14 protein-coding genes are annotated in these 14,025 nt (G+C 67.8%); 7 read left to right on the top strand and 7 right to left on the bottom strand.

Annotated elements, in window-relative coordinates; all coding sequences use genetic code 11:
• Positions 1 to 163 precede the first annotated feature (163 nt).
• The 3 genes from NI2_RS21290 (at position 164) to NI2_RS21280 (ending at position 2,524) form a co-directional block, all read left to right on the top strand.
• Complete coding sequence (locus NI2_RS21290; RefSeq protein ID WP_067493287.1) at positions 164 to 1,435, top strand: hypothetical protein; 1,272 nt, start codon at positions 164 to 166, stop codon at positions 1,433 to 1,435.
• Between the two features lie 71 nt (positions 1,436 to 1,506).
• The gene (locus NI2_RS21285; RefSeq protein WP_133733800.1) at positions 1,507 to 2,187 is read left to right on the top strand and encodes a hypothetical protein; all 681 of its coding nucleotides are present in this window, start codon (positions 1,507 to 1,509) and stop codon (positions 2,185 to 2,187) included.
• Between the two features lie 97 nt (positions 2,188 to 2,284).
• Positions 2,285 to 2,524 (top strand): hypothetical protein, encoded by a 240-nt coding sequence (locus tag NI2_RS21280; protein ID WP_067493283.1) that lies wholly within the window; start codon positions 2,285 to 2,287, stop codon positions 2,522 to 2,524.
• A gap of 61 nt (positions 2,525 to 2,585) precedes the next feature.
• Here NI2_RS21280 and NI2_RS21275 read toward each other — a convergent pair whose 3' ends face one another.
• The gene (locus tag NI2_RS21275) at positions 2,586 to 3,566 is read right to left on the bottom strand and encodes a helix-turn-helix transcriptional regulator (protein ID WP_067493281.1); all 981 of its coding nucleotides are present in this window, start codon (positions 3,564 to 3,566) and stop codon (positions 2,586 to 2,588) included.
• Between the two features lie 61 nt (positions 3,567 to 3,627).
• On the opposite strand from NI2_RS21275, the gene NI2_RS21270 reads away from it, so the two are divergent.
• A complete protein-coding gene (locus tag NI2_RS21270) occupies positions 3,628 to 4,152 on the top strand; it encodes a DinB family protein (RefSeq protein WP_067493279.1) in 525 nt (174 codons plus the stop codon).
• Here NI2_RS21270 and NI2_RS21265 read toward each other — a convergent pair.
• Positions 4,136 to 6,607, bottom strand: coding sequence for an XRE family transcriptional regulator (locus tag NI2_RS21265; RefSeq protein ID WP_243749709.1), 2,472 nt, complete (start codon positions 6,605 to 6,607; stop codon positions 4,136 to 4,138). The genes NI2_RS21270 and NI2_RS21265 overlap by 17 nt on opposite strands.
• 176 nt (positions 6,608 to 6,783) lie before the next feature.
• Here NI2_RS21265 and NI2_RS21260 point away from each other — a divergent pair, with 176 nt between their 5' ends.
• Together NI2_RS21260 and NI2_RS21255 are read left to right on the top strand one after the other, a co-directional pair.
• Positions 6,784 to 7,239, top strand: a complete 456-nt coding sequence (locus NI2_RS21260) for a carboxymuconolactone decarboxylase family protein (RefSeq protein ID WP_067493277.1) — start codon at positions 6,784 to 6,786, stop codon at positions 7,237 to 7,239.
• Positions 7,240 to 7,270: 31 nt separating this feature from the next.
• A complete protein-coding gene (locus NI2_RS21255) occupies positions 7,271 to 7,711 on the top strand; it encodes a nitroreductase family deazaflavin-dependent oxidoreductase (protein WP_067493275.1) in 441 nt (146 codons plus the stop codon).
• Positions 7,712 to 7,772: 61 nt separating this feature from the next.
• Here the strand turns inward: NI2_RS21255 and NI2_RS21250 are convergent, their stop codons facing one another.
• The 3 genes from NI2_RS21250 to NI2_RS21240 are packed head-to-tail and all read right to left on the bottom strand — an operon-like array spanning position 7,773 to position 10,760.
• Positions 7,773 to 9,131: a vWA domain-containing protein gene (locus NI2_RS21250; protein WP_067493274.1), complete on the bottom strand. Its 1,359-nt coding sequence runs from the start codon at positions 9,129 to 9,131 to the stop codon at positions 7,773 to 7,775.
• Positions 9,128 to 10,006, bottom strand: a complete 879-nt coding sequence (locus tag NI2_RS21245; RefSeq protein WP_067493272.1) for an AAA family ATPase — start codon at positions 10,004 to 10,006, stop codon at positions 9,128 to 9,130. Before NI2_RS21245 ends, NI2_RS21250 begins: the two co-directional genes overlap by 4 nt.
• A gap of 52 nt (positions 10,007 to 10,058) precedes the next feature.
• Positions 10,059 to 10,760: a TetR/AcrR family transcriptional regulator C-terminal domain-containing protein gene (locus NI2_RS21240; protein WP_067493271.1), complete on the bottom strand. Its 702-nt coding sequence runs from the start codon at positions 10,758 to 10,760 to the stop codon at positions 10,059 to 10,061.
• Between the two features lie 108 nt (positions 10,761 to 10,868).
• Between NI2_RS21240 and NI2_RS21235 the strand changes: the two genes are divergently transcribed.
• Complete coding sequence (locus NI2_RS21235; RefSeq protein ID WP_067493269.1) at positions 10,869 to 11,567, top strand: hypothetical protein; 699 nt, start codon at positions 10,869 to 10,871, stop codon at positions 11,565 to 11,567.
• Here NI2_RS21235 and NI2_RS21230 read toward each other — a convergent pair.
• Positions 11,514 to 12,872, bottom strand: a complete 1,359-nt coding sequence (locus NI2_RS21230; protein WP_067493266.1) for a DUF2252 domain-containing protein — start codon at positions 12,870 to 12,872, stop codon at positions 11,514 to 11,516. The two genes, NI2_RS21235 and NI2_RS21230, sit on opposite strands and share 54 nt — an antisense overlap.
• 134 nt (positions 12,873 to 13,006) lie before the next feature.
• Positions 13,007 to 14,008 (bottom strand): ketol-acid reductoisomerase, encoded by a 1,002-nt coding sequence (gene ilvC, locus NI2_RS21225; RefSeq protein WP_174552226.1) that lies wholly within the window; start codon positions 14,006 to 14,008, stop codon positions 13,007 to 13,009.
• Positions 14,009 to 14,025: the final 17 nt, after the last annotated feature.

Raw genomic sequence — 14,025 nt, 5'->3', positions numbered from 1 at the left:
CGCTGCAGCGGCTGCCTGTGCGCGAGGCCAGGGATTTGTTCGAGCTGGTGAGGGCGGCGGGGGCGTTCGAGGCGGCGACTATGGACAGGTCGATCGACTCGTTGGTGGGGGCATTGCCTCGGCCCTTGCGGCGGGTGGCGAAAAAGATCATGTTCGGGGCGCGATGACGGATCTGACTACGCGGGCGCAGTTGATTCTGTTGGCGCGGACGTTGCATGTGCATCCGCAGCGGGTGCATCATCTGCGGTATCTGGGGGCGGCGCGGTTGCACGAGTTGCAGGCGCAGGTGTCGGCGGTGTTGTTCGATCAGCACGCGACGACGTTTCGGCGGATCAGTGCGCTGGTGCCGTATATTCCGCTGACGATTTCGATTCCGTTGGTGCAGAAGCTGGTTCCGCCGATGATGACCGGGCGGGCGGCGGGGGCTGTGGGGGTCGAGCATCCGCAGAAGGCTGTGGAGACGTTGGCGATGCTCGATACGAGTTATGCGGCCGATTGCGCACCGTATCTGGATCCTCGGGCGATCGCGCAGCTGGCCGATCAGGCGCCCGCGCGGCCGGTGGTGCGGATCGTCAACGAGTTGTTGCGGCGGCGCGATTATGTGACGGCGGGACCATTCCTGTCCTGTGCGACACCGGAATTGATCGCGGCGGTCGAGGCCGGTGTGGGTGACGATGCGGGGCTGATCTACTCGGCGGCGTACTCGTTCGATGCCGAAGTGCTGAGTGCTGTTGTGCGCCAACTACTCGACGGGCCGCATCACCGGATCCCGCGCATGCTGCAGACGGTGCTCAACGGGCCGCCGGGGTTGCAACATGCGGCGCTGTCGGTGTTTTCGCGTTGCGAGGACGACGTGGTGCGCCGGGTGGGCGACGTGCTGTTCGGTAATGCCCAGCCTGCCGACGTCACCAAACTGGTGCGGAACGCGCTGACCGTCGGTGCCGTACCCGAATTTCTCACGCTGGTAGGGCATCTGACACCGCTGGGGTTGTGGTCGCTGGTCGGCAACCGGGTGTTCGACGAGCCGGGTGTCGGTGCGCGGGTGGTGTCGACGCTGGAACATCGTGACGATGTCGAGAGCTGGCGCGGGTTGTTCACGCTGGCCTCGCGCATGGACGAGCGGGCCAGGAACGAGGTCGGAGACACGCTGGCGTCACTGTCGGACACGGCGGTCGAGGAGCTGCCCGCGCGGGCAACCGAAACCGGTTGCTGGCCCGCACTACTCGATCTCGTCGCCGCGTCGGGACCCGAGGCACAGAATCGTTTCGGAAAGGTGTGGGGCGGGCTGGGACCGGAGCGGCGCGCCCGGCTGCACCGGTGCATCACCGAACATCGGTACGACAGCAGGCTCGCGGAGATCACGGCGATGGTGGAACCGGTGGAAGTGGATCAGTTGTTCTTCGAACGGCGGCGGACGCAGCGGCATCGGGGGTGAGCTCGATGCGTGGCGCGACAGCGCGACGGGTATGAGTCAGAGCGGTGGCAGCCGACTCGAGGAGGACCCTGATGTATCCCGCGCCAGTCCAACGACCGCCCAGCGGGGGGACGGCGATCGTTGCCGGGCTGTCGGCGCTGGTCGGCGGGATCCTCGGGGTCGTGGGGATGATCGCCGCCATGGTGCGGATGGTGACGTCGGACTATCCGATGTTCGCGTGGGGGTACGCGCCCGCGTGGGTTTCCATCGTCTCGGCGGTGCTGCTGGTGGTCGACATCGTCGCGGCGGTGCTGCTGTTCATCGGTGCGATCATGCTGTTCCGGCGCGGGAAGTCCGGGCCGACGATGGTGGCATTGGGCTGTGCGGGGGTCATCGGCGCCTACGTGGCCGGTGTGATCACCTCCGTCGCGCAGTTCGGGCACTTCGATATGGGCAGCCGCCTCTTCCGTGAGGTGGTGTTCGGGCAGTCGGCCGTGAACTCGCTTCTCGGATCGCACATCGATCTGCCGTGGTTCCTGCCGATTCTGCTGCTCGTGTTCCCCGCGGTGACGTTCCTGCTCGCACTGCTGCCTTCGACGCGAAAGTGGTGCGGACGAGGAGATCAGCGGCCGGCTTGGGCACCGGCCGCGCCCCGGATGCCGTATCAGCACCCCGGCACGCCGCAGGCGCCCGGATACGCGGCACCACAGGCACAGTGGGCTCCACCGGGACACCACCCCCCAGTGCCGCGTCCGCAAGACGGGTATCGATAGCGAGCACCCCCGGGTCCACCCCACTGAACATCACGCGACAACGGCGACGAACTAGGCGAGAGTGGGGTCCGAAGATTTCACCCGAGAGGATCTGCCCATGTTCGCTCGTTCTCCGCACCGCACCGCGATCAGGGTCGCCGTGATCGGTGCCCTCGTCGCCACTCCCCTGGTCAGCGTGACCGCCCAGGCTTCGGCTGCCCCCGAGACACCCTCGCAGTCCATCGAATTCGTCGATCGGAACGGTCATCACGACAACGGCCTGCACCTCGGCCACTACCCGCTGCGAAAGCTGCTGCACCACCTGCTGCCGCACGGTGCTTTCGGCAGCGTGGACTGACCCACAGGGATCGGCCGTCGAGGGGCGGCCATCCTGAGCCGTGGGACAGGACCTGCGATCCTTATGCCGTCCCAGCCCGGTCCGAATCTGTCGCGCGGACGAAGCGGGATCCCCAACCACTGACGGCTGCGATGAGTTCCGGCGGTTCGATGATGGTGAACTCTGCCTCCACCCGGCCGAGGAGATAGGTGGGCCAGTCGAGGGAGTCGACGGTCTGCTCGACGCGGGTGCGGTTGCCCGGCAGAGGTGTGATGGCGCACCAGCGGCCCACCCGTGAACGGACGTGCTCGGAAGACGCCTCTATCTCGGCGACCACCCTGTAACCCGTTCGCGCACCGCCTATCCCGTTGCGAACGAAAGTGGCCGCATCGGAAGCGGGCAACTCGCGTGGGCGGAAGTGGATTCCGGTGGCATGGGAGTCGGTGAGGCGGTCCACGCGGAACGAGCGCCAATCGTGGCGGGTGAGGTCGTAGGCGACGAGATACCAGCGGCGGCCGAGGGAGACCAGGCGGTGTGGTTCCACTTCGCGGGTGCTAGTCCGACCGTCGGCGGCGGTGTAGGTGAAGGTGAGGCGTTCCTCGCGGCGACAGGTGAGCGCCAGGTCGGTGAGGACCGAGGGGTCGACGTCGGAGAGCGGGACGGCGTGCCAGCCGGCGGAAACTGTCATGGCGCGCAGGGCATCGACGCGGCGGCGCAGCCGGGCGGGCAAAACGGTGCCGAGCTTGCCGAGAGCGCGCACGGAAGGTTCGGCGAGGCCGTCACCAGCGCCTTCGGAACCGGCCTGTAGACAGACGGTGATCGCGACGGCCTCGTCGTCGTCGAGCACCAGCGGGGGCATGGCCGCGCCCGCGGCCAGCTGATAGCCGCCCTCGATGCCGGGGCGAGCGTCCACGGGGTAGCCCAGGTCGCGCAGGCGGTCGATATCGCGGCGCAGGGTGCGCGGTGACACCTTCAGCCGCGCCGCGAGTTCGGTGCCCGGCCAGTAGCGGTGGGTCTGCAGCAACGACAGCAGCCGCAGGGTGCGTGCACTGGTATCAGCCATATTCCCAGTATCCGTTCATTGCGGACAGAAACTGACCGCAATACCTTCTACCTTGGGATTCATGACCGAAACAGTGCTCGACACCGAACGCGCCGACCTCCTCGAGATGCTGGCCAAGCACCGCTACTTCCTGCGCAACACCACGCGCGACCTCACCGACGAACAGGCCGCGCTGCGCACCACCGTGAGCGAACTGTGCCTGGGCGGGCTCATCAAACACGTGGCCGCGGTGGAAGCGAACTGGGCGAAGTTCATCGTCGAGGGCCCTGCGGCGGGCCCGAGTTTCGACTCGATGACCGAGGAGCAGCTCGCGGAATGGAGCAATGCCTTCCGCATGCTGCCGGGCGAGACGCTCGCCGGACTGCTGGCCGAATACGACCAGGTCGCGGCCCGCACCGACGAACTGGTGCGCACGCTGCCCGACCTGAACGCGACCCAGCCGCTGCCCGAGGCGCCCTGGTTCGAACCCGGCGGCCGGTGGAGCGCGCGACGCACCTTCATGCACATTTTGACCGAGACCGCGCAGCACTCGGGCCACGCCGACATCATCCGGGAGGCCCTCGACGGGGCTAAGTCGATGGGCTGAGTTCGCTCAGCAACTCCTCGGCCGCCGCGCGATGCTGTTGCGCGGCAGCCGGATCGGTGTCGTCGAGGACGTCGGCGATGCCCTGGTTAGCCCTGGCCTGCTCGAACCGGTACCCGAGTCGTGGTGCGAGGTCGAGGGTTTCGTTGTACAGGCGCAGAGCTTCGTCGGACAGCCCTGCCAGTCGGCATGTTTCGGCGTATCCGTTGAGGAAGTGGATCTTCCAGTGCGGTTCGAACAGGTCGTCGAGCAGGGCGAAGGCCTCGCGGTGGCTGTCGAGGGCCTCGTCGTAGCGGCCCATTTCCCGCAGGGCGACACCGCGACAGTTCAGGCACCACGCCTCGTTGTGCTTGTGACCGTCGGCGCGGGCGGCGGCCAGCGCGCTGTCCAGATGCCGCAGGGCCACATCGGGGTCGTCGGGGGCGATCGAGACGCCGAAGGCGATCTGGGCCTGCAGCGACGGCGGCTGGTCCGGGTCGTCGGCGGAGATGTCGAGTGCGCGTCTGGCCAACTCGGCCGCCTCGTCGCGTTTGCCGAGTTGCAGCATCGCCCAGGCCTCGCCGGCGAGCGCGTCGGCGGCGCTCAGCGGACAGCCGCTGCGCGTGTACAGGTCGTGGGCTTGGCGGAACAGTTCGAGCGGTTCGGTGACATCGCCCTCGTCCCAGCGCAATTGGGCGCAGCGCATGGTGAGTTCGGCGCGGGGCAGCGGGTCGCCCGCCTCGGCGACCAGTGAAGCGGCGGCGGCATAGGCGGCGGCCGCCTCGGCCATGCGGCCGGCGTTGTAGCGGGCGAAACCCAGATCGCTGTGGGCCTCGGCCAGCTGACGCGGATCACCGAGTCGCTGGGCGGCGCTGAGGGATTGCTCGAAAAGGGCATTGAGGTGGGTGGTGCCGCAGCGCCGTGCGAAGAAGGTGCGCAGGAAGCGGGGCAGTTCGCAGACGTGCTCGTTGGCGCCGATCTCCACGGCGGCGTAGAACACCGCCATCAGATTGGTGTACTCGCTGACGAACCAGAAGAAGGCGACGTCGCGATTCGGGAAATGCGGCAAAGCTTTCGGTGCGGGACCGGCCGACACGGGACGGGTCGGTGACAGGAACGGCATGGCGGCGTCGGCGGCGGCCGCGGTGTGCACGTAGTAGTCGAGGATGCGGCGCAACGCCCGCTCGCGGTCGGCGTCGGTGTCGTGTTCGGCGCTTGCCTGACGGGCGTGCCTGCGCACCAGGTCGTGCAGCCGGTAGCGCCCTTCGGCGGGTTGCTGCACGAGGTGGGCGTCGAGCAGGTCCTCGAGCATGTCGCGTGCGGCGCGCAGCGGCACATCGGCCACCGCCGCGGCGACGTAGTCGGTGAAGGTGGAGCCGGGCACCAGGCCGAGCAACCGGAACAGGCGACGCTGGTCGCGATTGAGCTGACGCACCGACATCCCGAACGCGGTATCGAATTCCGTCGCGCCCTCGGCCATTCGCTCGACCAGGATGCCCACCGACCAGCCGGGCCGATGCCGCAGCCGGGCCGCCGCGAGCCGCAGGGCCAGGGGCAGATTGCCGCACAGCCGCAACACTTCCGCCGCCTGCTCGGGTTCTCTGGCGAGCCTCCCGTCGGGACCCCGCGAATCGCCGCTGGCGCGGGCGAGCAGCTCGGCGCTCTCCTCGGGGGTGAGCACGTCGAGGGTCACCGGCGGCACCTCGTCGAGTTCGAGCAGGCGGTTGCGGCTGGTGATGATGGCGACCGATTCGCCTGCGCCGGGGAGCAATTGGCTCACCTGAGCGGCGTCGACGGCGTTGTCGAGCACGATCACCGCCCGCAATCCGGCCAGTTCCGAACGCCAGCACGCCGCGCGCAGTTCGACTCCGCCGTCCTGCGGCACCTTTTCCGACGGGACGCGCAGCGCCGAGAGCAGGGCGCGTACGGCGGCGTCGGGGTCGAGGGGCTGACGGCCGTCGGTGAAGCCGTGCAGGTCGAGATACAGCTGGGCGTCGGGGTATTCGGCGGTCAGCTGGTGTGCGGCGTGTACGGCCAGCGACGACTTGCCGACACCGGCCATGCCGTCGATGGCCACCACCCGGTTCGTTCGCACGGCGGCGAGCACCTCGGCCAGTGCCTCTTCGCGACCGGTGAAGTCGGGGACGTCGCGGGGTAGGTCGTTGCGCGGGGGGACGGCTTCGGCGGGCAGGTTGGGCGGGGCCACCTGGCGGCTCGTCTTGGGCGGGGCGGGCAGCGGGTTGTTGGCGCGCTCCCACAGCGGGCGAAGCGGGCGCGGGTCGCGCTTCACCAGACGACACAGTTCCAGCACCGCAGGCCAGGGCGGCACCGTCTGCCCGTTGAGGTAGCGCGACAGCGACGACGAACTCAGCCCCGTGTCGCGCGCCAGCGCCCGCACCCCGCGCCCGGACAGCTCCTGAAGCATGCGCAGCCGCGCCGCCAGCTCGTCCTGCGGGTACGCCCGCTGTTGCACCACCACTGTTCCGCACTCCGTGTCCCGGTATGAAACGACTATTTTCCCGCCGACAAGCCAGAGGTCAGAGCCGTTTTCCACTGTCCCAGAGTGTCCCACAGACCTCGTTTCGGAGCACGCGGCGGGCTGTTATCGAGACACACCGCGAGCAGCGGAGAACAAGCGAAACCGAGGAGAACATCATGCAGTCCCGTATGCAGAACCCGGCGATGATCCTGACCGGCGCGATGGGCCCCATCCAGGAGATCTTCGGCGCCATCAAGACCGGCGGCGTGGAAGGCGAGATCCTGGAGCTGGTGCACCTGCGGGTCAGCCAGATCAACGGATGCAGCTCCTGCGTCGACGCGGGCACCAAGACCGCACGCAAGGCCGGTGTCAGCGAGGAGCGCCTGGCCACCGTCGTCGCCTGGCGGGAAACGCCCTACTTCAGCGACGAGGAACGCGCCGCGCTGGAACTGGCCGAGGCCGCCACCCGGATGGCCGATCGGGCCGATGCCGTCACCGACGAGGTCTGGGACCACGCGGCCAGCTACTTCGACGAGCGCCAGCTCGCCGCCATCGTGCTGATGATCGGCATCACCAACATGTTCAACCGGCTCAACGCCACCACCCGCCAGATCGCCGGAGCCTGGGGCTGAGCCCCTCCCACCACCCGAAAGGACCTTTGCGATGAGCACGAAGCAGCAGACCCACACCGGCTTCTCCCGCTGGATGCAGCACAAGATGAACGCCAGGATGAACCGCAAGATCCGCCGCGGCGACGGCAGCTTCATGGGCATGGACGTGCTCATCCTGCACACCGTCGGCCGCCGCAGCGGTGAGCCGCGCCAGACACCGATCTCCTGGTTCTCCGACGGTGGCCACGGCTGGCTGCTGGTCGCCTCCGGCGGCAAGAACGGCGACCCCGACTGGTTCCGCAACCTGATGGCCCACCCCGAACAGGCCACCATCGAATTGCCCGGCGACCAGCCGGTTCCGGTCACCCCGCACGTGCTCACCGGCGCCGAACGGGCGAGCGCCTGGGCCGCGATCACCACCGCCCAGCCCCGCTACGGCAAGTACCAGGCCAAGGCAGGCCGCGAGTACGCGGTCGTCCGTCTCACCGCATGATGATGCGTGCGGACGCCCGGTGGCCCATCGAGCAGTTCCGAACTGATCGATGGGCCGGGCGTCAGGCGGGCAGAAGTCTGCCGATCACCTCGGTGAGCTGGCGGACATTGCGGCACTCGTGCATGGTGACGATGTCGGTGTAGGTGTCGGCGGCGGAATCACCGGTCGACCATGAGCTCGACGGTTCCGGGTTGAGCCAGTACACCGCTTTCGCACGCTCCGACATCACTTCCAGCGCAGCGAGATTCGGGTCGGTGCGGTTGGTACGGGCGTCACCGAGGATCAGCACGCAGGTGCGGGGGCCTAGGGCGTCGAGATAGTGGTCGACGAAACCCTGGAAGGCCTCGCCGTAGTTGCTCGACCCGAAACGAGCCACCCCGCCCTCACGCACAATGCTCTGCGCGAAGCCGGGCGGTGGGGGTTCACCCGGTGTGAAGAAGTGCGTGATCTCGGCGCACGTGTCGACGAAACCGAAGCTGCGGACCTTGCTGAACTGGTCCTGCAGCGCCTGCACCAATTGCAGGGTAAACTCGGAGAATCCGGTCACCGACCCCGAAACATCGGCCAGCACAACCAGATCGGGACGACCGTGTCTGCGGGCGCGCAGCACCGGGTCGACGGGCACGCCACCGGTGGCCATAGAACGGCGCAGGGTGCGGCGCAGATCGATCTGACCGCGCACCGCCTTCTTACGGCGCACCGCCAAACGGGTCGCGAGTTTGCGCGCCAGCGGGTGCACCAGCCGACGCATCTCGGCGAGGTCCTGCTCACGGGCGCCGAGGAAATCCGTTCGGTCCGCGGAGTTCTCGACACCACGGCGGGCGATGTAATCGGTGCCGCGCAGTTCGGCCGAGCGCAGGCGGGCCTCGTTCTGCACCGCCGTCCGGAACTGGTCGACGCGGCGTCGCGCTTCGATGGTGTGCACGGCGGCATCGAATTGCCCGGTGCCGCCCATGGTTTGGGCGACCTGTTCGGAGATCTCGTCGGGACGAAGGGATTTCATCGTCAGATACGACGACCAGCCCGCACCCGAGGCCTGCGTGACCCGGCCCGCGCTCTCCCCCGCCCCGCCGTAGGCGCCGAAAGTGTCGAGCGCCTCCCTGGCCAGTTCCGCCGTGTCGGCGCCCTGGACGAGGGACGCGATCAGGCGGTCACGCAGGGAGTCCGGGTCGTCACTCGGGCTCGGCACCGGCAGTTGTGTGCCGAGGAAATACAGGTCGAAGAGCTGGTCGAAGACCGAACGCTGACCGTTGCGGCGCAGCAGGCAGGCGGCCAGACCGGAGCGCAGGCGGTCGGTGTCGTCCATGCCGAGGGCGACGATCGCCGACGCGGCATCGATGGTTTCGCTGGGACCGGCGAAGATGCCGTGCTCACGCAGGAGACCGACGAAGTCCACCAGGCGATCGGTGGGCGCGGTCATGGCCGGGGGCTCTCCCCGTCGAGTGCCAGACGTTCGACGGCGACCCGATGGTCGGACTGGTACTTCAGGAGCACGCCGAGGGTCGACCGCACCACCGACGAGGTGATCTCGCGGGTACGCAAGGCCACCAAGGTCTTCGCCCAGTCGACCGTCTCGGCGATCGACGGTGCTTTGCGCAACGGCAGCTGACGCAACGCGGCCACCGTGCGAACCACAGGCTCGGCCAACGTCTCGTCCAATTCCGGGACCTTCAAGCGGACGATCGAACGCTCCAGCTCGGCGGTCGGGTAATCGATATGCAGGTACAGGCAGCGCCGTTTCAGCGCCTCGGACAGGTCGCGGTTGGCGTTCGACGTCAGCACGACGAACGGGCGGCGCACGGCCTTGACCGTGCCCAGTTCGGGGATCGAGATCTGGAAATCACCGAGCACCTCGAGCAGCAGCCCCTCCAGCTCCACATCGGCCTTGTCGAGTTCGTCGATGAGCAGGACGGTGGGGTCCGGATTGCGGATGGCTGCCAGGAGCGGCCGGGCCAGCAGAAACTCCTCGGAGAACACATGATCGCGAGTGCTGTTCCACCCCTCACCCGAGGTGGCGGTGATGCGCAACAACTGCTTGGCGTGATTCCACTCGTACAGCGCGCGGGCCTCGTCGATGCCCTCGTAGCACTGCAGCCGCAGCAGATCCGCGCCCGCCGCGGCGGCGACAGCCTTGGCCAGCTCGGTCTTGCCGACACCGGCGGGACCCTCGATCAGCAGGGGCTTGCCGAGGTGGCCGGCGAGGAAGACCGCCGTCGCGATGTCGAGGGACGGCAGGTACCCGACCGCTGCCAGCCGGTCGGTCACCTGATCCACCGAGGGAAAGAAGTTACTCATCAGTAATGAGTATATCGAGAAGGTTTCCGACGCCTGCGGTAGCGGCCCGGAGTCACGCCGACCTGGCGATGGCGGTGGCGATCCCGTCGAGGATCAGCTCGAGACCGAAGGCGAAATCGTCGTCCGCCGATTCGTCGTCCGGCGGGACATCGGCGAAGGCCCGAGCGGCGAACAGGGCCGCGATCTCCGGGAAACCGGAGAGGTCGACGGCCGTCACATCACGCTGATACGCGGCGAGGTCCTGCGCCTCGGTGCGCTGGTCGGCGCCGCGCCGTTGCGCCATCTGCCGATCGGTGACGAACGCCTGCCGGACATAGCCGCCGACGACGGTGATCGCACCGATCTTGGCGCGCCAGTCCAGGCCGGTGTTGCGTAGCGCGGCAAGGCCCGCGTCCATCCAGGCGAGCGCATTGATGCCGCGCGGGGGGCCGGCGACGGGTATCTGGGTGACCCAAGGATGACGGGCGAACGCGGCACGCTGACCGTTCGCCCAATCCCGCAGGGCCGCACGCCAGTCGGACCCGACGGCAGGCGGTGGGCCGAAGGCGGCGTCGGCCATCAGGTCGGTGAGGCCGTCTCTGGAACCGATATGACGGTAGAGCGACATCGCGGTGACATCGAGTGCAGCGGCGACTTTCGTCAGCGAGGCGCCACGTAGACCGTCGCGATCGGCGAGTGCGATGGCGGTCGCGACGATGCGTTGCGCGTCCAACTCGGCCGGACGGCCGACGCGCGGCCGTGGCTTGCCGGTCACCGTCTCCTCATTCGTCGGGGTATCGCCAACTTAACATAAGCCCTATAGTTTAAGGCTTATACTAATTCGAAGCCGGGGACGCCGGCCCGGCAGTGAGGTCCGATAGCGATGGGTATCAACAGAATTCAACGAATCACCGGGGCGGCCGCGTTCATCGGCGCAAGCTGCACACTGATCGAATTGCCGCTGTACTTCGTGTACCCGGGCGCACCGCCGGACGCGAACGTGCTCACCCGCTGTTTGCTCGGACTGGTCGCAGCGACGCTGTTTGTGGTGTTCATGAGCGGATTCGCCTACCTGGTCCGCCGGCGTGACCCGGAACGCGAATGGTTCGGGTCGCTGGCCGCCGCAGCCGGAACTGCTTGGCTCACAGTGGTTTTCGTATCGACAGGACTCGAGGTGGGCGCGGTGATCGCGGCACCCGAACCGATCGACCCCACCATCACCGTCACCGGAACCTACATCCTGTACGGCACCGTCGCGCGACTGCTCGAGGGACTGTTCCTGGTGGCTTTCGCGACCGCGGCCCCACGGCTACTCCCCCGCTGGTGCATCGTGATCAGCTGGGCGCTGGCAGCGGTGAATTTCGCATTCGTGCCGTCGTTGTTCTTCGGGAACGTTCCGGCCGAGTTCTACGCGGCCAACGGGTGGGGTACCACCGCGACCGTCGGTGGGCTCACCCTGCTGTGGTTGTTCGCGATCGGCAGCGCGCTGTTCTTGTCGAGTCGGGACGCTGCCGACCGGCCTGCGGTGTCAGTACGGGTGGTCGGCGGCCTGCACCCGGCCGGAATCGATCGCGGCGAGTAGGGCGTCGCGGTCTACGACGGTCTGGTCGGCGTAGGCGAGGGCGAACTCGCTCATCGCGCTGTCGAACTTGTCGCTGTCGCCCAGGTAGGAGTTGATCGCCGATCGGTCACCGGAGCGGGCATGGGCGCGGGCGAGTACGCCGCCGCACAGGCCCGCGTATCCGGCCAGTTCGTGGTGGCTGAGGGCGCCGATGTCGACCGAGCCCTTCATGTCCTTGAGCTGACGCCAGTAGAAGTAATTGCCCGCCGGGCCCGTCGCCCAGCCGAGGAAGATGTCGCTGGCAGCCTGCATCAGGCGCTGGCCCGCCACCACGCGGTGCCCCTGATGGTGGTACTTGCTCGGCTTCGTGTGCGCCGCGAGAACCGACACCTCCGCCTGCTTGACCTGCAGGAACAGCGGGGCACCCGATTCGGAGTCCATGAACAGCACGATGAAACAGCGGGTGCCGACGCTGCCGACGCCCACCACCTTCATCGCCATGTCCACGACGGTGTAGCGGTCGAGTAGTGTGCGCAGCTCGTCGGGCAGGCTGCGGCGGTAGTCGTTGAGGACCGCCTTGATGTCCTTCTCCGTCAGGGACTCGATCGGTACCAGCAGCGGCGGCTGGTTCTTGATCCGTGGAACGCCGTCGGCATCGGGTTCGGTGAGTTTCTCCAGCGCGTCGAGGCTGGTACGGGTCCGCGCCGATTCGATCGTCTTCTCCGCGAGCTTGCGCCGCTTCTCCTTCGGGATCGTCGCCGTCACGACGTCGGCGTCGACGCGTTCGTACCAGATGGCGAGCGAATCGAGCTCGGCCATCGCGGCCATCGCCTCCCGGTAACCGCGCGCGGCGGCCTCGGCCGCTCGTCCGGCCCGCTGGTCGGAACAACCGTTGTCGCGGGCGGCGACGGCGACGCTGGCGGCCAGGCGTTTCACGTCCCACTCGAACGGGCCGGGCAGGGTCTCGTCGAAGTCGTTGACGTCGAAGACGAGGTTGCGTTCCGGGGAGGCGTACAGCCCGAAATTCGACAGATGCGCGTCACCGCAGAGCTGCACGGTCAGCCCGGTGTCGGGACCGCTCGCCAGATCGGCCGCCATGATCGCGGGCGCCCCACGCAGAAAGGTGAACGGCGAGATGGCCATTCGCGCATACCGGATGGGCAGCAGGCTCTGGACCCGCGACTCCCCCTGCCGCTCCAGAACCGTCACGGGATCCTCCCGCTTCGGCCCCGCCCGCCACTCCCCCAACCCCGAACGCGAAACCATCTTCCGCGCGGCACGCCCCAACTCCACCGCATCACGATCGAATTCCTCGACGGTTGTCATCGGGCAAGTCTTCCGCTACACGGCCCGAACGGCAAGAACCCGCCCCTCGACGCGGCTGATCGAACCGCCGCAAACAGCATGCAAACCGAAAGGGCCCGTCCGCATTTCGGCGGACGGGCCCTTCGCGAAACGAATTACGCGGTTTCGGTGATGGGGCGGTCGACCCAGCTCATCAGGCCGCGCAGCTTGGCGCCGGTGACCTCGATGGGGTGTTCGGCGTTGGCCTTGCGCAGGCCCTCGAGCTCGGTGTTGCCGTTCTCGACGTTGGCGACCAGGCGCTTGACGAAGGTGCCGTCCTGGATGTCGGACAGGATCGCCTTCATGCGCTCCTTGGTGCCCGCGTCGATGACGCGCGGGCCCGAGAGGTAGCCACCGAACTCGGCGGTGTCGGACACCGAGTAGTTCATGCGCGCGATGCCGCCCTCGTACATGAGGTCGACGATCAGCTTCAGCTCGTGCAGCACCTCGAAGTAGGCCATCTCGGGGGCGTAGCCCGCCTCGACCATGACCTCGAAACCGGTCTTGACCAGTTCCTCGGTGCCACCGCAGAGCACGGCCTGCTCACCGAACAGGTCGGTCTCGGTCTCTTCCTTGAAGGTGGTCTTGATGACGCCGGCGCGGGTGCCGCCGATGCCCTTGGCGTAGGACAGCGCCAGGGCCTGGCCCTCGCCCTTCGGGTCCTGGTCGACGGCGATCAGGGCCGGAACGCCCTTGCCGTCGGCGAACTGACGACGCACCAGGTGGCCGGGGCCCTTCGGGGCGACCATGGCGACGGTGACGCCGGCCGGGGGCTTGATCAGACCGAAGTGGATGTTCAGGCCGTGGCCGAAGAACAGCGCGTCGCCGTCCTTCAGGTTGGGCTCGATGTCGTTGGTGAAGATCGACGCCTGGGCGGTGTCGGGCGCCAGGACCATGATCACGTCGGCCCAGGCCGAAACCTCGGCGGGGGTGCCGACGGTGAGGCCGGCCTCTTCGGCCTTCGGGCGCGACTTCGAACCCTCGGCCAGGCCGACGCGCACGTCGACACCGGAGTCGCGCAGGCTCAGCGAGTGCGCGTGACCCTGGCTGCCGTAGCCGATCACGGCGACCTTGCGGCCCTGGATGATCGACAGGTCAGCGTCGTCGTCGTAGAACATCTCGACTGCCACTTGAT

Source organism: Nocardia ignorata NBRC 108230 (assembly GCF_001612905.1).
GTDB classification, from domain to species: Bacteria; Actinomycetota; Actinomycetes; order Mycobacteriales; family Mycobacteriaceae; genus Nocardia; species Nocardia ignorata.
This window is presented reverse-complemented; position numbering and strand designations above follow the sequence as displayed.

What these genes read in the sequence shown, in the direction of transcription:
- NI2_RS21275 (WP_067493281.1), bottom strand. Translation starts at nt 3,566, where the DNA reads ATGGCTGATACCAGTGCACGCACCCTGCGGCTGCTGTCGTTGCTGCAG.
- NI2_RS21235 (WP_067493269.1), top strand. Translation starts at nt 10,869, where the DNA reads ATGGGTATCAACAGAATTCAACGAATCACCGGGGCGGCCGCGTTCATC.
- NI2_RS21255 (WP_067493275.1), top strand. Translation starts at nt 7,271, where the DNA reads ATGAGCACGAAGCAGCAGACCCACACCGGCTTCTCCCGCTGGATGCAG.
- NI2_RS21290 (WP_067493287.1), top strand. Translation starts at nt 164, where the DNA reads ATGACGGATCTGACTACGCGGGCGCAGTTGATTCTGTTGGCGCGGACG.
- NI2_RS21230 (WP_067493266.1), bottom strand. Translation starts at nt 12,872, where the DNA reads ATGACAACCGTCGAGGAATTCGATCGTGATGCGGTGGAGTTGGGGCGT.
- ilvC (WP_174552226.1), bottom strand. Translation starts at nt 14,008, where the DNA reads ATGTTCTACGACGACGACGCTGACCTGTCGATCATCCAGGGCCGCAAG.
- NI2_RS21285 (WP_133733800.1), top strand. Translation starts at nt 1,507, where the DNA reads ATGTATCCCGCGCCAGTCCAACGACCGCCCAGCGGGGGGACGGCGATC.
- NI2_RS21280 (WP_067493283.1), top strand. Translation starts at nt 2,285, where the DNA reads ATGTTCGCTCGTTCTCCGCACCGCACCGCGATCAGGGTCGCCGTGATC.
- NI2_RS21250 (WP_067493274.1), bottom strand. Translation starts at nt 9,131, where the DNA reads ATGACCGCGCCCACCGATCGCCTGGTGGACTTCGTCGGTCTCCTGCGT.
- NI2_RS21270 (WP_067493279.1), top strand. Translation starts at nt 3,628, where the DNA reads ATGACCGAAACAGTGCTCGACACCGAACGCGCCGACCTCCTCGAGATG.
- NI2_RS21260 (WP_067493277.1), top strand. Translation starts at nt 6,784, where the DNA reads ATGCAGTCCCGTATGCAGAACCCGGCGATGATCCTGACCGGCGCGATG.
- NI2_RS21245 (WP_067493272.1), bottom strand. Translation starts at nt 10,006, where the DNA reads ATGAGTAACTTCTTTCCCTCGGTGGATCAGGTGACCGACCGGCTGGCA.